Raw genomic sequence first — 22,369 nt, 5'->3', positions numbered from 1 at the left:
TGTTCTAAATGTTGTTTAACATTACCGGCATCACCAGCATCAAAATATCCTCGTTGTCCTCTTTAATAGCAGGGATTAGCAGTCCGGCTCTATTTGGGGTACTCATCTCGATAACCACTTCGTTCGAACTTAGGTTGTTCAGCATCTCTACCAAAAATTTCGCATTGAAGCCGATTTCCATGTCCTGTCCTTCGAACTGGCAACTTAAACGTTCATGCGCTTCGTTGGAAAAGTCCAGATCCTCGGCAGATATATGTAGCTCGCTTCCGGAGATTTTCAGGCGCACCTGATGCGTTGTCTTGTTTGCGAAGATTACCACACGGCGAAGCGTATTTAAGAATAACAAGCGATCCACCGTAAGTTTGTTAGGGTTAACCTGAGGAATGACGGCTTCATAATCCGGATAGCGCTCGTCAATTAAGCGGCATATCAAATGGATGTTTCCGAAGCGGAAGAAGGCATTCGTGTTATTATATTCGATAGACACCTCTGTATCGTCCGACGGCAATGAAGACTTAAGCAGCGTCAACGCTTTCTTTGGCAGAATCAAGGAAGTAGGCTTGTCAGATCCCACATCCGTCCGGCGGTAGCGAACAAGCTTATGGGCGTCCGTCGAAACAAAGGTAATGCTTTGCTCCGAGAGCTGCACCAATACGCCAGACATAGCCGGCCGAAGTTCATCGTTGCTGACGGCAAAAATAGTTTTGTTAATAGCCTCAGATAAGATAGAAGCTCCCAAGGTAACGGTCGATACGTTGTCTACCACCGGAATCTTCGGAAAGTCGTCGGCATTCTCGCCGCTCAATTTATATTTACCGTCACCTGCACTGATTTCAATCGCCAAGGTATTCGTATCCACCGAAAACGCGACAGGCTGATCAGGAAGCGTCTTCAGCGTCTCAATCAAAATTTTAGAAGGCATGGCCACCCGCCCTTCTTCCTTGGCCTCGATCTGCAGCGACGTCACCATACTCGTCTGCAGGTCCGTAGCAGAAATTGTCAACAAGTTATCTTTGATCTCAAACAAAAAGTTTTCAAGGATGGGAAGGACAGTACTGCTGCTCGAAGCCCCGCTAATTGCCTGTAATTGTTTTAATAAAATTGAAGTGGATACAATAAATCTCATTTCCTGAATTTTATAGATTTTTATATGCAATATTACAGAAAAGAATCTACATTTTAAATAGCGGATGTTTGACGGATGCGACAGATTTCCGCGTAAACCTGATGTCCTTTACGAGACGAAGAGGCGACGACGAAGCCAACACTACCCTTAATGCGAAGCCGAGCGCCACTAAGAATCTTAAAATAAAAAAGGAATCTAAGACTTACTCCGATCCGTAGAGACCCTGCGGAACTCTATAGATAGTATGGGACGGGTGCGACAGATTTTGGGGTAAACCTATTGTCGTCAGTACCCACCACAAGAAAAGGCGGGTTGCATCAGCACGCGAGGTCCGCACGCTTGCCTGATCTGCACCGGCCGTACTCCGCCCTGACACTTTTTCCTGAACGGATTTTTGTCGTCTATCCATATCTGACACTAAATGAAGTAAAATAGTTAGATAGGGTATCTTCTAAGTCCATCGAACCACTAACAACTGACCACTAAATTTAGTACCTTTGTAAGGTTAAAAAATATGCAGTTTAAGGACATCATTGGACATTCGCAGATCAAAGCACATTTGGTACAAACGGTTAAGGACAACCGGGTGAGCCACGCGCAGCTTTTCCTGGGGCCGGAGGGGTCGGGAAGCCTCGCCTTAGCCGTGGCGTATGCGCAGTATGTCAACTGCGAAAACAAGCAGGAAGACGACAGCTGCGGCGTATGCGGCTCCTGCAACAAATACCAGAAACTTATTCATCCGGACTTACATTTTTCCTATCCTTTTTTTGCAAAGGGGAAAGACGAGGTGGCCGCAACCTATCTGGAGGAGTGGCGCAAGGCGTTCCTTGAAAACCCCTACATGGGCCTGGATTTCTGGCGGAGGCATCTGGATGCGGAAAACAAACAGGCGAATATCAATATCGCCGAAGCACACGATATCATCAAAAAATTAAGTCTGAAAGCGTTCGAGGCTGAATACAAGGTGCTAATCATGTGGTTTCCGGAGTTTCTGGATGTGCAGGGCAATGCTTTGCTAAAGCTTATTGAAGAACCACCTGCAAAAACACTTTTCCTCTTGGTTGCGGAAAACCAGGACCGCATATTGAATACCATCATATCGCGTACGCAGCTGGTAAAAATTCCGAGGCTCAGCCACGACGATATAACGCTCTTTTTAATGCAGCGCAGAAACGCGGTGGCACAAAAAGCAAACGAAATAGCCTTTATGGCGGACGGCAATTTACAGGCAGCGCTCGATTTGCTAGAAGAAGAGTCAAACCCTTATTTTGACCTGTTGTTAAACTGGCTTCGGTTTGTTGTCACCGACACGGGGCTGCATATCATCCGTCTGTGCGAAGAAGACTTTCCGAAACTTGGCAGGGAAAATCAAAAAAATTTCCTACTTTATGCCGTTAATATGTTCCGCCAGATTGTGCTGATGCAACAGGGACTTCATCAATTAGTGCTTCTTCAGGGACAGGAGCTGGATTTTGTCCAGAAATTCAGCAGCAACTTCAAGATCGAACAGCTGGAAGCGGCTATCGATTTGCTGGAAAAAACACATTACAAGGTAGAGCGCAATGCGAATCCTAAAATTTTATTTTTAGATTTATCTTTGCAATTAGTTTTAATTTTTAAATATCAAACGTTCCCTCAAGGGACTCAATATATATAAAGGAAGAAAATATGGGATGTGGCAGTTGCTCATCCGGCGGTGGGTGCAGCAGTGGTAGTCAGACTACCTCGGGGAAAGCACCGGCAGGTTGCCAGAACAATGGATCCTGCATGACCAGCGGATGTAATAAATTAGATGTATACGATTGGCTGTCCGATATGGATTTGCCATCAAATTATAAACCCTTTAACATTGTAGAAGTAAGGTTCAAAGGATCCAGAAAGGATTTTTATGTAAACACGGATAACCTGTATCTGGAAATGGGCGAAATGGTTGCTGTCGAACCCAACACAGGGGGGTACGACATCGGACATGTGTCCCTTACCGGCGAACTGGTCCGCCTGCAGCTGAAAAAGAACAATATTACGCCAGAGGCGGTCGTAAAGAAAATCTATCGGAAGGCCAGTGAAACGGATATCCAGAAATACAACGCGGCGAAAGACTTAGAATGGGAAACCATGCATCGGGCCAGAAATTTAGCGCTGGAGCTGGGATTGTCCATGAAAATCTCGGATGTAGACTATCAGGGAGACAAGACGAAGGCAACATTTTATTATACCGCCGAAGGCCGTGTAGACTTTAGGGAGCTGATCAAGCGCATGGCCGAGGCGTTTCGCATACGTATTGAAATGCGCCAGATCGGTATGCGGCAGGAGGCCAGTAGACTTGGCGGAATAGGTTCCTGCGGCAGGGAGCTGTGCTGTTCGACTTGGCTGACGGATTTCAAAACAGTGTCAACATCGGCAGCCCGGTACCAAAATCTGTCACTCAATACGCTGAAGCTGGCAGGACAATGCGGTAAGCTAAAATGCTGTCTGAACTATGAGCTCGACAGCTATATGGATGCCCTCCGCGACATACCGACCAATGTCGATCGGTTAGAAACCGAGTCAGGGACTGCTTATCTTCAGAAAACGGATATATTCAAGAAGATAATGTGGTATTCTTATCCAGGCGTCGAAAACTGGATCCCGTTGGATGTTAAACGTGTACGGGAGTATGCCGAAATGAACAAAGGAGGAAGAAAAGCGCAGGATCTGACGGTTGCCTATGTACCGAAAGAAGTGGAAAAACCCGTTTCTTACGACTACGAGAATGTGGTAGGGCAAGATTCTCTGACACGATTGGATGAGAAAAACCGAAAGAAAAAACGCAAAAAAGCAAAAAATAAAAAGGATACGGGAGCGGATAGCAGATCCGCAGAACCTAAAAAGGTAGAGGCGAAAAAAGCGGAACCGAAGGATAATAACAAATCTGCAGCAACAAAAGACGACAACGGCGGTGCAGCATCCAACAACAGCAAACCGAAAAAAAGATTTAACCGGAATCGGAACAGAAACCGGAATAAGTCTCAGGAAGGAAGCAACAGTAGTGCTGAAGGGTAAGCAAAACACTCCGCCGCATTTAAAAGACAAGCTTGTCAGCTAAACCACGTAGGATGGATGAGAACACGTAGCGTCATTTGCTTATATTGTATAACCCTGTTTTTCCTATCATGCGGAGAACAGGGTTTTTACGAAAGGAATATCCCCATTAAAGACCGAAGCTGGGCATATAATGCCATTCCGACATTCGATGTGAAAATAGAGGACAACCGTGCCAGATATGATCTATGGCTCAACGTGCGTCATACGAACGAATACAACTACGCGAACCTGTTCATTCTTCTTCACGAGAAGGGTCCTCTGCTGAAAGACACCGCTTATCGCTATGAGGTACAGCTGGCGCGTGCAGATGGCCGATGGACGGGGTCCAGCGCCGGCACCATTTATGGACGGCAGTTGCTCCTCAAGGAAAACTACTCCTTTCCTGATACAGGCGTATATACATTCGGTATCGAACAAAATATGGTAGACAATCCCCTTCGGGATATTACTGACGTCGGAATAAAGCTCGTAAAACGGTAACCCTATGATTCACGTGGTACGCTGGTTGTTGCTTCCGGTCTCTTTACTCTACGCCGCTGTCGTCTGGCTAAGGAATAGGATGTATGACCTGCAGATACTGAAGAGCACTTCTTTTGACCTCCCCGTCGTGGTTATCGGAAATCTGGCTGTCGGCGGAACGGGTAAAAGTCCTATGACGGAATATGTCCTCAGTACACTCAAGCAGCGAAGGAACATCGCCGTTGTAAGTCGAGGATATGGCCGGAAAACGAAAGGTTTCCGCATCGTTAAGACAACCGATCAATCAGTGTCCGTCGGAGATGAACCCCTGCAGATTAAACGTAAATTTCCAGAAACAGAAGTGATCGTATGCGAAGACAGGGTACTGGCCATAAAGCAGCTGCGCGATACCGTCGACGGCGTACTACTCGACGATGCCTTTCAGCACCGTGCGTTAAAGCCTTCCTTTGTTATACTTTTATTTGACTATGCGTCGCTCCTCCAACCCATTTTGCCTTTGCCCACGGGAAACTTCAGGGATACCTTGGTGGAAAGCCGCCGTAGCGATGTTATTGTTGTAACGAAATGTCCTGACCATGTCGATCCGTCCGTCAAATCTGTCATAGCATCCAGACTTTCGAGATACAGCCATTCACCTATATTTTATGCCAAAACAGCTTATGGCCATCTGAAAAACGCGCAGGGAGCACACTTCGATGATAAACTCCTTGCCGACACACACGTACTTCTCGTCACAGGAATAGCTAATCCTAAACCAATGGCTTCCTACCTAACACAACGGGTAAAGAACGTAAAACACCTGCGCTACAACGATCACCACCACTTTACCCAACGGGAGTTTACAGAAATAAGCAACACCTTTCGCAAGATCGGTCGTGAACAAAAGATCATTGTGACAACTGAAAAAGACTTTCAGCGGATTCCCTCCTCTTTTTTGGATCGCCACCCCGTTTACTTTTTACCAATCGAACAAGCCATACTCTTTGGAGAGGCTCCGCAGCTAAACACAGAGATCGAAAAAGCATTTCAATCAGGAAGTGTTAATTAGTATCAATTTACGTTAAAGTATACTAAATAACAATCTATAGGCTAACAAGTTACATCAATAACATTTACTTTTATATAGCATGAGTGTTTGGCGTATTAGTCGCTGCCGTCGTGACGTGACTGTCATCGTCGGCAAGAACAACGAACGCCTGATACAACCATGAGCTGGATGAAACCGGCTCATCGAGAACGGATATTTAACAGTTATAGATAATTAGACAGATGAAAAATCTAAATGTACTTTTACTGTGCTTGATGCTAGGAATCAGCATAGGCTACGCACAGGAGCGCACAGGACGCGGCTTTCAACAAATGGATCCAAACGAAAGAGCAGGGCGCAGGGTTGAGCAACTCACCAACCAGCTTCAACTGGATAAGACCCAGCAGGATTCCATATATAAATATGCCTTGGCGCAAGCCAATCATGAAAAAAAGGCGTTCGCTGAGGCCCAAGGAGATAGACAGAAGATACGCGATGCCATCCAGCAGCACCGACGAACCTACAGTACCAAAATTAAATCCTTTCTCCGGCCGGAACAGCTAGAAAAGTATGAGAAGCTGGAGAAACAGTGGGAACAGAGGCGTCAGAGCCGATAAGATAAAGCTCTTTGGGCTACTAAAAGGGATCGGCAGAAGCTGATCCCCCTTTTTAGTGGTGAGGTATACCCATCGCTTCCGCACGCGAAACACGTTAACGAATGTTAAAATGTAACATATATGATACATTAAAATACTAAAGCGTAGCTTTTTCTGTTATTACTATAAACGGAAGCTATTTTATATAGCTTATAATTTAAGGAAAGATATGAAAAAGCTATTTTTGACAGGAATCGGTTTACTTTTGGCATTCACCATTGCTTTTGCCCAGCGTAATCCCGAAGAAGTGGCCAGACAGGAAGTTAGCGTGTTAACAGAAAAATTGGCCTTAACGGAAGATCAGCAAAAGCCCATCATTCTTATTGTCCTGGAAGGGACGAAAGCAAAAGAAGCTTTAAAAGCAGACGCTACCCTTTCCCCGCAGGTGCTGGCGGAATCACTGAGCAAATTGCAGGCTACAACCGATGCACAAGTAGCGGAAAAACTGACGGACGAGCAGAAAACACTATTCGAAAAGTTCACTTCCGAACGGCCGGTAGAAACAATGCCCGCGGCACCACCGGTACAACATCAGGAACAGCAACCCGAACAAAATAATCAATAAATAGCAGCATAATAAATCTCTAACATCATCCTTTCGAGGATACATTTAGCAAATGTGAAAAGTGGAACCGCTATAGTTCCACTTTCTTCTATTTTAACGTGCTTATGGATAAATTCCCGATATATCTGCGGCACAGTGCCTGATACAAGTAGAAATATACAGTCAGGTAGCAAAAAATGCGAAACCAGAGAGATTTCGCATTCTTCATACATTCAAAAATCAAAGTCGTTTAGGAAGTTTTGAGTTTCTTCTGAATATCCTGAACGTACGTTTTAAACTTCTTGTCCGTTTCAATTAAATCCTCTACTGTTTGGCAAGCGTAGATTACCGTCGAGTGATCCCGCCCTCCGAAAAAGTTTCCGATAGACTTCAAAGAAGACTTGGTGTGGTTCTTGGCCAGATACATGGATATCTGACGTGCCTGAACAATCTCTCTTTTCCGTACTTTGGATTTGACCATTTCTACAGGTACTTCAAAGTATTCACAAACCAATTTCTGGATATATTCCATAGAAATTTCTTTGTGTGTATTCTTGACAAAGTTCTTTAACATCGATTTAGCCAGATTTAAATCGATATCCTTTTTGTTCAACGTCGATTGTGCCAACAACGACACCATAGCGCCTTCCAGTTCGCGTACGCTATTGTCTATCTGAGTAGCTACATACTCTACGACATTCTCGGGTAGCTCAATACCATCAGAATACATTTTTTTCTTCAAGATCGCCATTCTGGTCTCCAGATCGGGAATCTGAATGTCTGCCGACAACCCCCATTTGAACCGACTTAACAGACGCTCTTCCAGTCCGGATAGATCCTTTGGAGCCTTATCCGAAGTCAGGATGATTTGCTTTCCAGACTGATGTAAGTGGTTAAAAATATGGAAGAAAATGTCCTGCGTCTTTTCCTTACCGGAAAAGTTGTGCACATCATCCATAATAATCACGTCCATCGCCTGATAGAAGTTTACGAAATCATTGATGGTGTTATTTTTCAATGAATCCACAAACTGTTGGCAAAACTTCTCGCACGAGACGTATATAACGAGCTTGTCCGGTAAATTCTTTTTAATTTCATTACCAATAGCCTGTGCTAAGTGTGTTTTCCCTAATCCCACATCTCCGTAAATCATCAACGGATTAAATGAGGTGCCGCCGGGCTTATTGGCTACAGCGAATCCCGCAGAACGCGCCAGACGATTACATTCTCCCTCGATAAAATTGTCGAACGTATAGTGGTGGTTCAATTGAGGATCCACCTGCAACTTTTTCAATCCTGGAATAACAAAAGGATTTTTGATATTCTTGTTCAAAGCGACAGGGACCGGAATAGATTGCTTCTTTCCTTCCGCACCATTACCGTTGGAAGGAATGTTCGTTGTATAAGGCGTGTTGGCAGACGATTTGTCTACGATAATATTGTACTCCAGTCGACCCTGTTCTCCCAAAAACTTTTTGATAGTTTTACGAAGAATGCCGACATAGTGTTCTTCCAACCATTCGTAGAAAAAAACCGAAGGCACTTGAATAGTCAAAACGTTTCCATTTAGACCTACTGCTTTCACAGGTTCAAACCAGGTCTTAAAACTTTGCGCAGGGATATTGTCTTTTATGATTTGCAGACAGCTATTCCAGACACTTGTGCACGTTTTTTCCATTCTTAAATTGTTAATAACTTGAAAACCAATATTTGACAAAAAAATTGTTCAAAACTTTCTCTTAAGACGAAGATGACAAAAAAATTTGAGCTAAAAAACTAAAATCTTAAAAAAAGAATAACTATTTATTAATCAACTGTTTAACTTAATTTTTAACGCAATTATCACCTAGATTAGGCCTACAATTTTTATTTTTCAACATCATAATTTTCGGGCTTTTCACTGCCGCATTTTTTAACGAAATCTCTATTAAAGCTTGGTAGATGTGGAAAACTATTCGTTAGATCTTCGTTTTAAACTTACATAAATTCACGTTAATATGCAACATATTTTTTCACCGCGGCTGCGGAGTGATGAGTAGGGGTAATTAGGGGTAGGGACTGGAGCGTGATTCTCGTCTCGTGATTCGCTAGATGCGAGATTTGAGTAGTGGGTATTGAGAAGCGAGAAGAGTTAGAGGGTAGGGATTAAATTGCTTCGTTGTCGTACGAGGGCTTCGACAGAGCCTGTCTGAGCCTGCCGAAGTGCTCAGCCTGACGTTGTCGTCCAGAGCCCGTCGAAGGATAGACAATGGAAAGAGAAGTGAGAATAATTAGAGGGGGTAGAAGAGTTAGAAGACGTTTCTCGTGATTACGGGTTAGCTTTACAAATCAGCAACTCTATGGCTTATGACTGTTCGCACATAGGTTACATTAGCTTATTCCTTATTCAACCTTATCAACTTTATCTCACTACGAAGTACTCTTCACGATTCCAAGACTTTACACCTTCACAACTTTAATTAAGAAACCATCGTATCGGTCTTTATGCTTTTTGCCAAATTTTTTGAAGCTTCCATAATAGCCGTGGCGTCATATCCGCATAGCTTCCATAGCTCCGCCTGCTCGCCGTGCTCCACCACGGTGTCCGGTATCCCTAAGCGGACAACCTGTGCCTGGTAGTTATGATCGTTCATAAATTCGAGAACGGCCGATCCTATTCCTCCTATCAAACTTCCATCCTCTACCGTTATAATCTTTTTAAAATTAGCAAAAACCTCATGCAGCAGATCCTCATCCAGCGGCTTGGCAAACCGCAGGTCGTAATGCGCCGGATATATCCCTTCCTGGTTTAATACCTGTATGGCCTTTACAGCTTCATTGCCGATAGTCCCGAAAGTTAAAATAGCCAACTCCTCTCCATCATGCAATTTCCGTCCTTTGCCAATCCCGATTTCTGCAAAGGGCCGCTTCCAGTCGACCATGACACCGTTGCCCCGGGGATAGCGGATAACAAAAGGACCTCTATCCGGCAGCTGGGCCGTATACATCAGGTTCCGCAGTTCCTCTTCATTCATCGGAGCCGAAACGACCAGATTAGGGATACACCGCATAAACGCTATATCATAAGCCCCATGGTGTGTTGGTCCGTCCGCGCCGACAAGTCCTGCCCTATCTAAACAAAACACGACCTGCAAATTCTGTAGCGCCACATCATGTATCACCTGGTCGTAGCCACGCTGCATAAAAGAGGAATAGATATTGCAAAAAGGAACCATCCCCTGTGTCGCCAGACCGGCACTAAAGGTTACAGCATGCTGCTCGGCAATCCCCACGTCGAAAGCCCGTTCCGGCATAGCCTTCATCATAATGTTCATCGATGAGCCTGAAGGCATAGCGGGCGTGATCCCCATGATTTTTTTATTCTGCTCGGCAAGTTCCACTAAAGTGTGTCCGAACACATCCTGATATTTTGAAGGCTGCGGCTTATCCGATTTATTCTTTTTAATCTCACCGGTAATCTTGTCGAACAGACCGGGAGCATGCCACTTCGTTTGATCTTTCTCCGCCAGTGCATACCCTTTTCCTTTTACAGTTACGGCATGTAACAATTTCGGTCCGGGAATATGTTTCAGATCTTCTAATGTCTTAGCCAATTTGACGACGTCGTGGCCGTCTACAGGCCCGAAGTACCGGAAGTTTAACGATTCAAACAGATTTGCGTTCTTCAATAACGTCCCTTTAATACTCTGCTCGAGTTTCTTTGCCCATCCATACGCGTCGGGGCCATTTTTGGATATCTTTGCCAGAACTGCAATCAGTTCGTCCCGAAACTTGTTATAACTTTTTGAGGTGGTAATACTTGTCAGATACTCCTTCATCGCACCGACGTTGGGATCAATGGACATGCAGTTATCATTTAAGATAACCAGCAGATTGGATTTTTCAATTCCAGCGTGGTTAAGTGCTTCAAATGCCATTCCACCGGTCAATGCCCCATCGCCGATGATCGCAACATGTTGCCTATCGGTTTCACCCTTATATTCCGACGCTACGGCCATGCCCAGCGCAGCGGAAATAGAGGTGGACGAATGTCCCACACCAAATGTATCGTATTCGCTTTCGCCTCGTTTCGGGAATCCGGAGATTCCACCCAATATCCTATTTGTATGGAAAACATCCCGACGTCCGGTTAATATTTTATGCCCATAGGCTTGATGCCCGACATCAAAAATAATCTGGTCGTAAGGTGTATTAAGTACATAATGAAGAGCAACTGTCAGTTCTACCACACCTAAGCTTGCCGCAAAATGCCCGCCGTTAACTGACACGATATCAATAATGAATTGCCTCAGTTCATGACACAAGTCCTCCAACTCTGTAGCTTTTAGCTGTCGAAGATCAGAAGGATAGTTTATCTGTTGTAGCAATGGACCTGCCTCTACTTGCATATCTTCTCTTGTATATAAATAAGTTACAAATTAACAACTTATTCATTAAACTACAGAACAATAAATCCAAATAAAAGTTTACACGCCTGGTGTTTTTCGTGCAACGATAATCTTGCAATCGTCTTATGCTCTGTATTATCGATTCCAATAGGGGTGTAGATGCTGAATATAATGTTCTCTTTCGGTGCCGATTGGCAGAACACGTCCTCCAGCTACGTCCGGAAAATATAAAAAATTATTTCCGGCCAATTCCTTATTTTTGAAGCGACTATGCAGAGCGAAGCTTACGAAATAAAACTGGAACAGTTTGAAGGACCGTTTGATCTACTTTTGTTTTTTATCGAAAGAGACGAACTGAATATACATGATATTCCTATTTCAAAAATTACAGACGACTTTTTGGATTACATTCAGCAGATGCAATCACTAAATATAGAGCTGGCGAGCGAGTTTATCTTCGTTGCCTCTACTTTGATGCGTATTAAAGCCAAGATGTTGCTGCCACGCCCGGAACTTGACGAAGCTGAAAATGAAATAGATTTAAAGAAAGAACTTACGCAAAAGCTTATTCTATATAAACAGTTTAAGGAGGTATGCGAAAAATTGCGCGAGCTGGAGGACGCACGCGGCAGACTACACAGCAGGGGCAATGTAACAAAAGATAACAGGATCGCGCGGAAAAAGGACAACACCGAGGAGCAGCTAGACACATTTGACTTATACAGGCTGCTCGTCGTCTACGAGAAGCTGATGTTCAACTTCCGGCATAGGATACAGGAAGTGACGCATACGGTCGTCAAATATCCGTACACCATAGAACAGCAGAAAAAAGCGATTGCCGAACTCATAGAGATCAACAGCAAACTCGACTTTCAGCAGATGCGGGCTCACTCTGAAAACAAAGTTCAGTTTGTTTATAACTTTCTGGCCATGCTGGAAATGCTGCAACAGAAACTGCTGGAAATCCAGATCGGATTAGGGTTCAACAACTTTTGGATCGAAAAACGGAGCGACCTGAATTAACAGGCAAACTAGTTCTTCTCATCGCGTAGATTCTCCAGGCATTCCTTTAAAAAAGAATAGTGTTTGTCTTTCGCTATACTGGGAAGCTTCCTTAATGCACCTATACCCGCCGACAACGTCCGTGTATCAAGTTCTTTGAACGACGCAATTAACTGGGTAACGGCTGCCTCTTCATATATAGCATCCACTATACCCAACCTCAACGCTTTTTCTATATCGAAGTACTCTGTTTCAAGACAGAGCTGCAACACCTGTTTCTCCGGCATCACCTTATATAGGCTGGCCATAACCTGAAACGGAAAAATCCCCAAAGCTACCTCTGGTAAACGGAACCGCACCGCAGAACGGGCAAATACATAGGTACAGCCAAGTACAAGCAAAAAACCACCTGCAATAACGTCTCCTTCTACGATTGCTATCGACGGCTTACGCAAACTGTCCATCACTTCGCCGAGAGAGCTATCGGTAACCGGAACGGCAGGGTTGACAACATCCATAGAAGGATCCCTAAACGTATGTAAATCCATTCCGGCGCAGAATACCGGACCTTCAGCCCGTACGAGTACCAGTTTTATGGTGTCGTCTTTATTAGCAATATCCAGTGCATGTGCTATCTCGCTGACCATAGACGGCGTAAAGGCATTTCGCTTTTCAGGCCGAGCAAGCGTTAAGGTAAATACATGTGCTGCCGTATCTGTGCGTATATAGTTATAGTTCATGCCGTAACATTTGTTGAAATTCATCCATGAGCAAATCTATAGCGATATGGCCGCTTCTGCCAAATCTATTTATTAAAAGTTCCGATGGAATGTTACCTACCAGATCGTCCTGCGCAAAAGGACAGCCGCCATAGCCCATGATTGCCCCTTCGAAGATCCTACATCCGGCCTTATATGCTGCTTCGACCTTGGATAGGGCATTTGCCGGGCGGCTGTGCAGATGTATGCTGAGCTCGGCATCGGGAAATTCCATTCTTACCTGCCCGAAAAGTTGCTCTATCTGTTCCGGAGAAGCTTCCGCTGTGGTGTCGGCTATGGAGAACTTCCCTATCCCTACGTTACTGAGTTTCTCCATCCATCCCAGCACAATGTCCGGATCCCACGTATCTCCGTATGGGTTCCCGAAGGCCATCGACACATAGATCATTAACGCCGGCCCTCCATCCAATATTTCCTGACACCGCTTGACGGTATCAAACGCTTCGTCTATAGAGCGGTTCGTGTTGCGGCGCTGGAACGTCTCCGACATCGAAAAGGGGTAACCTAAATAATCAATGGCGGAATATTTTTTGCCGGTGTGGGCTCCCCGCTCATTGGCGATGATAGCTATCAGTTTTGTAGCGGATTTCCCGCCAATGGCGCGGACGACATCCTCGCTGTCAGCCATCTGGGGCACTGCTCCTGCCGAAACAAAGCTGCCAAAATCCAGAAAGTCGAACAATCCGCTATCGATCAGCCTCTGCAGATAGGCTACTTTCTTTCCGGTAGGAATAAAAGAATGTATTCCCTGGATAGCATCCCGCGGGCAATCTACCAATTGTACTTTATCAGACATCATCTTTTATTTCGCGTGATATGACCATACGTTGAATAGCGCTGGTACCTTCTCCAATGGTACAGAGTTTGGCATCCCTAAAGTATTTCTCTGCCGGATAATCTTTGGTAAAGCCATACCCTCCATGGATCTGAACACTTTCATTAGACACCTCCACAGCCACTTCAGAAGCAAACAGCTTTGCCATAGCGCTTTCCTTGGTCACCCTTTTATCGGAATCTTTTAATTGGCCTGCCTGCCTGATAAGCAGTTCCGCTGCCTCAATTTTAGTAGCCATGTCGGCCAGTGTAAAGGCGATAGACTGGAAATTAAATATTTTCTGGTTAAACTGCTCTCTTTCATTGGCATAACGCAACGCACACAGATAAGCTCCCCTGGCTATTCCCAGCGAAAGAGCGGCGATCGATATACGTCCGCCATCCAGCAGCTTCAGGGCCTGCACGAATCCTTCTCCCTCTTTGCCGATAACCTGATCCTTATGGACGCGGCAGTTGTCAAAAAACAGGCTCGCTGTCTCCGAAGCCCGCATTCCGAGCTTATCAATTTTCTTTCCCGCAGAAAAGCCTTCCATTCCCTTCTCGAGAATAAATGCGGTTACCCCCTTCTTGTCTCCTTTTTCGCCGGTACGCGCCATAACTACCGCTACATCGCCGCTAATGGCATGTGTAATAAATGTCTTCGACCCATTTAGAATATAATAGTCGCCTTCTCTCACAGCCGTCGTTGCCAGTCCGCCGGCGTCCGAGCCCGAGCCGGTTTCTGTCAGACCCCATGCCCCTATCCATTCCGCTGTGGACAACTTAGGCAAATACCTTTGTTTTTGCTCCTCATTTGCAAAAGACAAGATATGATTAGTACATAGCGAGTTGTGAGCTGCTACGGATAGTCCGATGGAGCCACACACCTGCGATATCTCGTCGAGTATGGTGATGTAAGCCTGATAATCCAGTCCCGCACCGCCGTAAACCTCGGGTACAAGAATCCCCATAAAACCGTACTCGCCCAATTTTTTAAAAAGCTCTATAGGAAAATATTGCTCTTCATCCCAGCTCATAACATGAGGCTTGATAAAGTCGTTGGAAAAATGCCTTGCGCTCTCCCTAACCAAAGTTAATTGTTCGTTTTCGTATGCACGTAACATAATATTTCGTAAGTTTATATTGGATTTATGAAAATTATAAAAAAATATCCGTAATTTAAAATTTTCACAAATTATCAAGCAAATACCACTTATAAATTTAGATTTTAAAAAAAGACCTCTATATGCAAGAATTATTGGAACTTTTGAAACGAAAGAATGAAAAACTTCAATTGGGCGGCGGCATAGATAAAATCCAAAAACATAAGGAAAAAGGCAAGTTAACCGCGTGGGAGCGGATTTTTTATCTTTTAGACCATGAACGTCCATATACGGAAATAGGCAAGTTTGCTGGCGACGGCCTTTACGAAGAACATGGAGGATGCCCCAACGGAGGCGTCGTCGTAGTCCTCGGGTATGTAAGTGGCCGGCTCTGTGTCGTGGTTGCCAATGACGCTACCGTAAAGGCTGGTGCCTGGTTTCCTATTTCTGCAAAAAAGAATTTACGGGCGCAGGAGGTAGCCATGGAAAATCACCTGCCTATCATCTATCTGGTTGATTCAGCCGGCGTATATTTACCTATGCAGGACGAGATCTTTCCCGATAAGGAGCATTTTGGCCGCGTGTTCCGTAACAATGCTAAAATATCCGCGATGGGAATTCCTCAGATAGCCGCTATTATGGGCCCTTGTGTAGCAGGCGGAGCCTACCTTCCCATCATGTCTGACTACGCGCTGATCGTGGAGGGAACCGGATCGGTTTTTCTGGCTGGCTCCTATCTGGTACGTTCATCCATTGGCGAAGTTATCGATAACGAAACGCTGGGAGGCGCTTCGACACACTGCGAAATTTCCGGCGTCACGGACAACCGATATCCCGACGACGAAAGCTGCCTGGACGCTGTCAAAAGTATTGTAGACAAGTTCGGTTCAAATGCCGCCAGCAATTTTTCGCGCGTAGCTGCCCGGGAACCGGAATACGACTCCCAATTCCTCCATACCTACCTGCCAGTGGATAGGCTTAAACCATATGATATGCGCGAGCTGTTAAAAGGCATTGTCGACAGGGGAACGCTGGAGGAGTATAAAAAAGAATACGGCAAAACCATCCTTTGCGGATTGGCCCGCATAGACGGATGGGCGGTAGGAATCGTGGCTAACCAACGGGAAATCGTGAAAGCTAAAAAGCCGGGAAATAGCAGCGAAATGCAGATGGGAGGTGTAATATACTCTGATGCCGCGGACAAAGCAGCCCGCTTTATCATGAACTGCAACCAACAGAAAATACCGTTGATATTTTTCCAGGATGTCACCGGATTCATGGTTGGATCCAGATCGGAACACGGCGGAATCATTAAGGACGGTGCAAAAATGGTCAACGCCATGGCTAACTCCGTTGTTCCGAAGTTTACGTTTATCGTTGGCAACAGCTATGGCGCGGGCAATTATGCGATGTGCGGCAAAGCGTATGATCCCCGGCTGATTTATGCGTGGCCGACAGCCAATATGGCTGTGATGAGCGGCGCATCGGCGGGAAAGACACTATTGCAAATTGAAGAAGCGGCGCTGAAAGCTAAAAATATCGAATTAGATAAGCAACAGAAAGAAGAGTGGATGTCAAAAATCGAAAGACAGTATAACGAACAGCTCAGCCCATATTATGCTGCAGCGAGACTATGGGTGGACGGCGTCATTGATCCATGCGAAACCCGTAAAATCATATCGCTGGGCATAGAAGCCGCTAATCATCAACCGGTTTTTGAAGCTTATCGTCTTGGTGTAATACAAGTATAATCCAAAGTCTACTTTCAGGACTAACTTTAAGCGAACTGGATGATCTTGTCAGGCTGAGCACTTCGGCAGGCTCAGCACAGGCTCTGTCGAAGGCTTTCGGACAATAATGGGCGCTATAATATTCAGATTGCTATTACTTCCTCCCTACTTGGCCGGTAGTTTATCTCTACCGAGCTTAAAGGAAAATTCGGCCTCCGTCAATACGACTGGCCGTTCGCTTTTTTCAGCTCTTCGTTGTAGATTTTCAGGAAGTCCGAAACACTTTCCGGGTTGCGTATAACATCCGTAATCACTGCTTTTTCAGGCGGGGTCCCTGAAAAAATTTTCTTTATCGGTATCTCCAGCTTTTTTCCGCTCAGGGTGTACGGTATATCGCTCACGCGATAATACAGATCAGGGATGTGCCGTGGACTGTACTGCTCTCGCAGCGCTGCCTTAATTTTTGGGACGACGTCCGACAGTAGGATCTTCCCGTCCAGCTTTAAGAAAAGTATCATCTTCGAATGTGCAGACGTCTCTTCAGTAGCTATTACCAGACTATCGGACACGTGTTCCACAGCCTGCACAGCGTTATAAATCTCTGCGGTTCCTATTCTTACTCCTCCGCGGTTTAACGTGGCATCCGAACGTCCGAACATCCGTATTCCCCCATTTCCGGTAATGAGTATCCAATCGCCGTGGCTCCATACATTGGAAAACCCTGAAAAATAGCTTTCCCTATATTTGGTATCCCCCTTGTCGTTCCAGAAACATAGCGGCATGGACGGCATGGGCTGTTTGATGACCAGCTCGCCGACTTCATTGTATACCTCAAGCCCAGCGTCATTATAGGCTACTATATCCGATCCCAGCGTCCGGCATTGGATCTCTCCGGCATACACGGGCAGAAGCGGACACCCCGACAGAAAAGCACTGCAGACATCAGTTCCCCCGCTTAGGGAGATAATAGGCGTATCCGGAAATTTGTCGTGTATATTTTCAAACGTGGCATCCGGTAAAGGGGAACCCGTTGAACCTATCACCTTTGGCCGGTAGTCTGGTATCGTCAACTCATGAATTGATGCAAAGTAAGAAGCTCCCGAGCCTAAATGGTCGACCTCCGAACGTCGGACAAAGTCCCAGAAACGTGTATGCTCCCTATAGGTGATTGAACCATTGTAAAGGCATAATGTAGCACCACATAGCAGACTCGATAACGCGTAGTTCCACATCATCCATCCGGTCGTGGTATACCATAGGAAATTATCTCCTTTTTGTACGTTCTGGTGCAGCGCCAAAGCTTTATAGTGTTCGAGAAGATTGCCCCCTGTACGATGGGTTATAGCTTTGGGACGACCTGTCGTTCCCGAAGAATATAATATCCAGATCGGAAAATCAAATGGAACCCGCTCGAAGGAAAGTACCGTTGGAAGAAACGATTGAAAAATTTGATTCCACGTAGAGCCGTGTACTTCCACGATTTCGCTCACCGTCGGAATTTGCTGCTCTATGTCCAGCTTTATAGCCTGCTTGTCAAATTTTATTCCATTATACTGATAGGTAGATTCCGTAAACAATAGTTTCGGCTCGACTAACGCCAGGCGGTCAACAATTCCTTTAATACCAAAATCAGGCGAACAGCAGGTCCAAATAGCACCAATACTATTAACTGCCAGAAAGATAGCAACACATTCAATTGTATTGTTTAAGACACCGCCTATTCTATCTCCTTTTTTTATACCTTTTTCCAGTAAAAATTGCTGTAAACAGGAAACGCTGGCTTCCAACTCTTTCCAGGTAACCGTGACATAGTCTACCCGTTCATCACCATATTTGATGGCTACATCATCTTCGTTACGATGCAGAAAAATGTGCTCACTATAGCTCAGGTAGATTCCGTCGAACCATTTAACATGTATAAAGTCGTCCGCTCCGCGATCGTAGACTAAGGCCTTTTCATATGTTCCCGAAAACCGGACCCCAAAGAAATCCAATAAACTCTCCCAAAACAGCGGAAGATCAGCTATGGACCATTGATGCAGGCCTGCGTAATCTTTAAACTCCACTCCGAAACGATGCTCCACGTAACGCTTGTATTGATACATGACAGAAGCGGTCATATAGTCATCCGTTGGTATCCAGATCGGTGTTTTCATATAGTTTATAATGGAGCTAAAACAAGATAAAGATAAGAAACTTTCTAGATTTCATTGAGTCTGCAATGGATGCGATGACGGTTACTCCCTTTCCATCCATATCGGATATGGATTTAGATCGTGTTCTCGTCCCCCCATGAGGTTTTATCTACGGTATTGGTCGACAACAGGATGTTTACCTCCGGAACTACCTCCAGCTAACGGCCGGTTAATTTGCTTGTTGACTTTTTTCGTTCATTGCAAGGACGAATGACGACCGCCGAAAGCTGCTGCGAAGAAACCAATCTATCTAAGAATTATACCTATTTTGGACATTAAGGACGTTTTAGGACATTTAAGGACATTTGGACCAATTCCGGACATTTTGGACATACCTTTCGAAAAGACAGCGTATGTTTGCCGGATCCGCTACTCCAAAGAGGATGGCAGACCGGCGTACAGTCATCGGAAGACACCTCGAAATATAGGACGCCATGAGACAAAAAGACCAATGTCAGTCAACAATGTTAACTATAAAATATTAGAAAAATGTTTAAATTAAAATACGCATCAACCCCGAAGTTCAAAAGGATCCCATAGCGGCAGGGAAGTTTTACGCCTGTCCTTTGGGCAGCACCGGCAGCGATACGGCCGAAGAAATCTCTGTAACCCATACACCGCAGATTTGGTACTCCCAGAGGGCACTCCGCCCAGCGAAGGTCATGACGATCTAAGTTCAGCAAGATGAAATCATCATTCTTTGCTGGTTTAACCACGTGGCCGTCATCTCCAGATGCCGGCTTTTTTGCTTATATACCCGAAAAATGACCGTGGTCAAATAAAAAACGGAACGTTCATTTTTAAAAACGACCGCGGTCACTTTACAAAAACAAACTTTGAGTTGGATAAATGACCGTGGTCATTTCGGTTTGAGATTTCTTCGGACCAAAAACTCACTATATTTCACGTATTATTGGGTTAAAATAACCAAATAGGAGAAGTATCCGGCTCTTTCAAAAACCTAGGCGTCGGACCGGTAATTCACGTTAATGTGACTCCGGATCCCTACAGCCACACGCTTTAGTTCTCCTAAACGTCGCCTACCGCGACGGCGATCTCTAAAGGTTCGGGCGCCATATACACTATTCACTCTCCGGATCAGGGGAAGCAAAAGCATTCCAACCCTGCGCTTTAATACTATGAACGTGTCCAGATTTGGAAATCATCTCGCAGCCCGCGGATTCCTCGGTGATATATCCTATTATGCTGATGTCCATCTGGTTTTTCACCTGATCATATTGGCTTTGCGGAATTGTAAACAGCAATTCGTAATCTTCTCCTCCACTTAGTGCACAGACTGTAGGATCGAGTCCAAACTCACGCGCAGTTTCATATGTCATCGGATCGATCGGTATCTTTTCTTCATAAAGCTTACAACCTACTTTAGAAGCTTTACATATGTGCAGTATTTCCGAAGCTAGACCATCGGAAACATCGATCATCGCACTGGGACGGATACCGTAGGTCCGGAATAACTCGATAACATCTCTACGGGCCTCGGGCTTGAGCTGTCGCTCAACAATGTAATCCTTTCCCTCCAGATCTGGCTGTATATTAGGGTTTTCGAGGAATATCTGCTTCTCCCGCTCCAGCAGTTGCAATCCCACGTACGCGCCGCCGAGATCACCGCTCACACAAAGAAGATCGCCTTCCTTTGCGCCGGAACGATAAACAACCTGGTCCTTCTCTCCGGTACCGATGCTGGTTACGGAAATAACCAGCCCTTGTACAGAAGCAGATGTATCTCCCCCTACCAGATCTACGTTATATTTTTTACACGCTATCAATGCACCTTCGTAAATCTCCTCGACAGCCTCTAGGGGAAACTTGGAAGACAGACCGATAGAAAATGTAATCTGCGACGCTATACCGTTCATCGCGTAGATATCGCTTAAGTTTACCTGAACAGCTTTATATCCCAGATGTTTCAGCGGCACATAACGGAGATCAAAATGTATGCCTTCTAGAAGCAGGTCCGTCGAGACCAGTGTGGCCTTTTCCGAAAAGTCCAGTACAGCTGCATCATCGCCAATACCTTTTACCGTAGAGGCTTCTTTAATTTCCACGGCGTTGGTCAGATACGATATAAGTCCAAATTCTCCTAGCTCGCTGATATCCGTTTTGTCTTTGTTATCAAACATGTCTTTTTACCTAAGGTTAATATCCCATCAGAACGTCATTTCGCCCGATGCATAAAAATAAACTATAATCCGAAACGCTCGGAAATTTCCAACATACGTTCTATCGGTTTTCTGGCCCGTTGAATGACGTCCGCCGGCAGATCTACTTCCGGAAGTTCGTAATACAGACAGTTGTAAAGCTTCTCAAGTGTATTGAGTTTCATATGTGGACAGTCGTTGCAGGCGCAGACATTATTGGGCGGCGCCGGGATAAATGTCTTAGACGGACTTGCCTTCTGCATCTGATGCAATATCCCCGACTCTGTAGCAACAATATATTGGGCTGCATCGTCTTCTATCGTAAACTTGAGCATTCCCGATGTAGAACCAACATAATCGGCCTGTGCCAGAATATGGTCCTCGCATTCCGGATGCGCTATAAACTTGGCTTTTGGAAACTGGTTGCGAAGATCAGCTATCTTATCGTGGGAGAAGATCTCATGTACCATACAGGCTCCATTCCACAGGACAAGATCACGTCCGGTTTTCTTCTTTACGTAGTCACCCAGGTTTTTATCGGGCCCGAATATGATTTTTTGATCCTTCGGCAGACTTTCGACGATCTGTACCGCATTACTCGATGTGCAGACAATATCTGACAAAGCCTTCAATTCGGCAGTACAATTTACGTAAGTTATTACAAGATGATCCGGATATTGTTCTTTGAAACGGGCAAATAGATGGGGAGGACAACTGTCGGAAAGCGAACAGCCCGCCTTCAGGTCAGGAAGCAGAACCTTTTTAGATGGCGACAATATTTTCGCCGTTTCAGCCATAAAGTGCACACCGGCGAATACGATCATGTCGGCGTCGGTTTTGGCAGCCTGCTGTGACAGACCTAAACTATCACCTATATAATCTGCAATATCCTGAATTTCAGCATTTTGATAATAGTGAGCCAAAAGAACAGCATTTTTTTCCTTCTTAAGTCGCTGGATTTCAGCTACTAAATCAAGTGTAGGATCGATGGGCTCATCGATATACCCTTTTGCTTCCAGATCTTTTTCAAATGTCGTATTCATCTATCTTCTCAATATATGTTTCACGTGTAAGACTACATGACTACACAAAAGTAAACAAAGAAAATGAAACGGAATCCACATTCCCTTTTTCCAATAAATGATAATGTTTTTTTAAGAAAAGAATCTTGTTGTTTATTAGTGTGTGGAAAATGGGGAAAATCCGGATCTTTTATTTTTGGAAAAGTGATTTTTAATCTGTTTTCCACAGGTTATACACATTTTCCACGTGCTTATGCGTTG

Annotated in this window: 18 protein-coding genes; 8 read left to right on the top strand and 10 right to left on the bottom strand. The window is 45.0% G+C overall.

The features are described from left to right. Positions 1-4 precede the first annotated feature (4 nt). Positions 5-1,126, bottom strand: a complete 1,122-nt coding sequence (gene dnaN, locus BC792_RS16690; protein WP_148910159.1) for a DNA polymerase III subunit beta — start codon at positions 1,124-1,126, stop codon at positions 5-7. A 202-nt stretch (positions 1,127-1,328) separates the two neighbouring features. After that, positions 1,329-1,535, bottom strand: a complete 207-nt coding sequence (locus BC792_RS16685; RefSeq protein WP_148910158.1) for a hypothetical protein — start codon at positions 1,533-1,535, stop codon at positions 1,329-1,331. Positions 1,536-1,640: 105 nt separating this feature from the next. Here BC792_RS16685 and BC792_RS16680 point away from each other — a divergent pair, with 105 nt between their 5' ends. From BC792_RS16680 to BC792_RS16655, 6 genes are all read left to right on the top strand, one after another. Continuing rightward, positions 1,641-2,783, top strand: coding sequence for a DNA polymerase III subunit (locus tag BC792_RS16680; protein WP_148910157.1), 1,143 nt, complete (start codon positions 1,641-1,643; stop codon positions 2,781-2,783). An 11-nt stretch (positions 2,784-2,794) separates the two neighbouring features. Then, entirely contained in the window at positions 2,795-4,168 is a 1,374-nt protein-coding gene (locus BC792_RS16675; RefSeq protein WP_211357568.1) for a PSP1 domain-containing protein, read from the top strand. Between the two features lie 57 nt (positions 4,169-4,225). Next, positions 4,226-4,690: a gliding motility lipoprotein GldH gene (locus tag BC792_RS16670; RefSeq protein WP_148910155.1), complete on the top strand. Its 465-nt coding sequence runs from the start codon at positions 4,226-4,228 to the stop codon at positions 4,688-4,690. Between the two features lie 4 nt (positions 4,691-4,694). Then, positions 4,695-5,738 (top strand): tetraacyldisaccharide 4'-kinase, encoded by a 1,044-nt coding sequence (gene lpxK, locus BC792_RS16665; RefSeq protein ID WP_148910154.1) that lies wholly within the window; start codon positions 4,695-4,697, stop codon positions 5,736-5,738. 221 nt (positions 5,739-5,959) lie between these two features. Continuing rightward, positions 5,960-6,334: a hypothetical protein gene (locus tag BC792_RS16660; protein ID WP_148910153.1), complete on the top strand. Its 375-nt coding sequence runs from the start codon at positions 5,960-5,962 to the stop codon at positions 6,332-6,334. Positions 6,335-6,542: 208 nt separating this feature from the next. Further along, positions 6,543-6,938 carry a hypothetical protein gene (locus tag BC792_RS16655; protein ID WP_148910152.1) on the top strand — a complete coding sequence of 132 codons (396 nt, stop codon included), beginning with the start codon at positions 6,543-6,545 and terminating at the stop codon, positions 6,936-6,938. Between the two features lie 229 nt (positions 6,939-7,167). Here BC792_RS16655 and dnaA read toward each other — a convergent pair whose 3' ends face one another. Beyond that, positions 7,168-8,595 carry a chromosomal replication initiator protein DnaA gene (gene dnaA, locus BC792_RS16650; protein ID WP_148910151.1) on the bottom strand — a complete coding sequence of 476 codons (1,428 nt, stop codon included), beginning with the start codon at positions 8,593-8,595 and terminating at the stop codon, positions 7,168-7,170. A 781-nt stretch (positions 8,596-9,376) separates the two neighbouring features. Then, on the bottom strand, positions 9,377-11,305 hold the full coding sequence (gene dxs, locus BC792_RS16645) for a 1-deoxy-D-xylulose-5-phosphate synthase (RefSeq protein ID WP_148910150.1): 1,929 nt from the start codon (positions 11,303-11,305) through the stop codon (positions 9,377-9,379). Positions 11,306-11,575: 270 nt separating this feature from the next. Here dxs and BC792_RS16640 point away from each other — a divergent pair, with 270 nt between their 5' ends. After that, positions 11,576-12,328: a segregation and condensation protein A gene (locus tag BC792_RS16640; protein WP_148910149.1), complete on the top strand. Its 753-nt coding sequence runs from the start codon at positions 11,576-11,578 to the stop codon at positions 12,326-12,328. A gap of 8 nt (positions 12,329-12,336) precedes the next feature. On the opposite strand, the gene BC792_RS16635 is transcribed toward BC792_RS16640, so the two are convergent. The 3 genes from BC792_RS16635 to BC792_RS16625 are packed head-to-tail and all read right to left on the bottom strand — an operon-like array spanning position 12,337 to position 15,023. Continuing rightward, positions 12,337-13,047 (bottom strand): enoyl-CoA hydratase/isomerase family protein, encoded by a 711-nt coding sequence (locus BC792_RS16635; RefSeq protein ID WP_170250067.1) that lies wholly within the window; start codon positions 13,045-13,047, stop codon positions 12,337-12,339. Further along, positions 13,037-13,885, bottom strand: coding sequence for a beta/alpha barrel domain-containing protein (locus tag BC792_RS16630; RefSeq protein ID WP_211357567.1), 849 nt, complete (start codon positions 13,883-13,885; stop codon positions 13,037-13,039). The genes BC792_RS16635 and BC792_RS16630 overlap by 11 nt, the downstream gene beginning before the upstream one ends. Next, positions 13,875-15,023, bottom strand: coding sequence for an acyl-CoA dehydrogenase family protein (locus BC792_RS16625; RefSeq protein ID WP_148910147.1), 1,149 nt, complete (start codon positions 15,021-15,023; stop codon positions 13,875-13,877). The genes BC792_RS16630 and BC792_RS16625 overlap by 11 nt, the downstream gene beginning before the upstream one ends. Before the next feature lie 122 nt (positions 15,024-15,145). On the opposite strand from BC792_RS16625, the gene BC792_RS16620 reads away from it, so the two are divergent. Next, positions 15,146-16,753 (top strand): acyl-CoA carboxylase subunit beta, encoded by a 1,608-nt coding sequence (locus tag BC792_RS16620; RefSeq protein WP_148910146.1) that lies wholly within the window; start codon positions 15,146-15,148, stop codon positions 16,751-16,753. Between the two features lie 197 nt (positions 16,754-16,950). Here the strand turns inward: BC792_RS16620 and BC792_RS16615 are convergent, their stop codons facing one another. The 3 genes from BC792_RS16615 to nadA form a co-directional block, all read right to left on the bottom strand. Beyond that, positions 16,951-18,888, bottom strand: a complete 1,938-nt coding sequence (locus BC792_RS16615) for an acetoacetate--CoA ligase (protein WP_148910145.1) — start codon at positions 18,886-18,888, stop codon at positions 16,951-16,953. 1,121 nt (positions 18,889-20,009) lie between these two features. Next, on the bottom strand, positions 20,010-21,068 hold the full coding sequence (gene thiL, locus BC792_RS16610) for a thiamine-phosphate kinase (RefSeq protein ID WP_148910144.1): 1,059 nt from the start codon (positions 21,066-21,068) through the stop codon (positions 20,010-20,012). A 62-nt stretch (positions 21,069-21,130) separates the two neighbouring features. Further along, positions 21,131-22,129, bottom strand: a complete 999-nt coding sequence (gene nadA, locus BC792_RS16605; RefSeq protein WP_148910143.1) for a quinolinate synthase NadA — start codon at positions 22,127-22,129, stop codon at positions 21,131-21,133. Positions 22,130-22,369 lie beyond the last annotated feature (240 nt).

The organism is Sphingobacterium allocomposti, from assembly GCF_008124885.1.
GTDB lineage: Bacteria > Bacteroidota > Bacteroidia > Sphingobacteriales > Sphingobacteriaceae > Sphingobacterium > Sphingobacterium allocomposti.
This window is presented reverse-complemented; position numbering and strand designations above follow the sequence as displayed.

Bases quoted from the DNA above. Each gene is read 5' to 3' on its own strand.
- BC792_RS16620 (WP_148910146.1), top strand. From the start codon at position 15,146: ATGCAAGAATTATTGGAACTTTTGAAACGAAAGAATGAAAAACTTCAA.
- BC792_RS16630 (WP_211357567.1), bottom strand. From the start codon at position 13,885: ATGATGTCTGATAAAGTACAATTGGTAGATTGCCCGCGGGATGCTATC.
- dxs (WP_148910150.1), bottom strand. From the start codon at position 11,305: ATGCAAGTAGAGGCAGGTCCATTGCTACAACAGATAAACTATCCTTCT.
- BC792_RS16655 (WP_148910152.1), top strand. From the start codon at position 6,543: ATGAAAAAGCTATTTTTGACAGGAATCGGTTTACTTTTGGCATTCACC.
- BC792_RS16615 (WP_148910145.1), bottom strand. From the start codon at position 18,888: ATGAAAACACCGATCTGGATACCAACGGATGACTATATGACCGCTTCT.
- BC792_RS16680 (WP_148910157.1), top strand. From the start codon at position 1,641: ATGCAGTTTAAGGACATCATTGGACATTCGCAGATCAAAGCACATTTG.
- BC792_RS16635 (WP_170250067.1), bottom strand. From the start codon at position 13,047: ATGAACTATAACTATATACGCACAGATACGGCAGCACATGTATTTACC.
- dnaA (WP_148910151.1), bottom strand. From the start codon at position 8,595: ATGGAAAAAACGTGCACAAGTGTCTGGAATAGCTGTCTGCAAATCATA.
- BC792_RS16625 (WP_148910147.1), bottom strand. From the start codon at position 15,023: ATGTTACGTGCATACGAAAACGAACAATTAACTTTGGTTAGGGAGAGC.
- BC792_RS16640 (WP_148910149.1), top strand. From the start codon at position 11,576: ATGCAGAGCGAAGCTTACGAAATAAAACTGGAACAGTTTGAAGGACCG.
- BC792_RS16670 (WP_148910155.1), top strand. From the start codon at position 4,226: ATGAGAACACGTAGCGTCATTTGCTTATATTGTATAACCCTGTTTTTC.
- nadA (WP_148910143.1), bottom strand. From the start codon at position 22,129: ATGAATACGACATTTGAAAAAGATCTGGAAGCAAAAGGGTATATCGAT.
- lpxK (WP_148910154.1), top strand. From the start codon at position 4,695: ATGATTCACGTGGTACGCTGGTTGTTGCTTCCGGTCTCTTTACTCTAC.
- thiL (WP_148910144.1), bottom strand. From the start codon at position 21,068: ATGTTTGATAACAAAGACAAAACGGATATCAGCGAGCTAGGAGAATTT.
- dnaN (WP_148910159.1), bottom strand. From the start codon at position 1,126: ATGAGATTTATTGTATCCACTTCAATTTTATTAAAACAATTACAGGCA.
- BC792_RS16660 (WP_148910153.1), top strand. From the start codon at position 5,960: ATGAAAAATCTAAATGTACTTTTACTGTGCTTGATGCTAGGAATCAGC.
- BC792_RS16685 (WP_148910158.1), bottom strand. From the start codon at position 1,535: ATGGATAGACGACAAAAATCCGTTCAGGAAAAAGTGTCAGGGCGGAGT.
- BC792_RS16675 (WP_211357568.1), top strand. From the start codon at position 2,795: ATGGGATGTGGCAGTTGCTCATCCGGCGGTGGGTGCAGCAGTGGTAGT.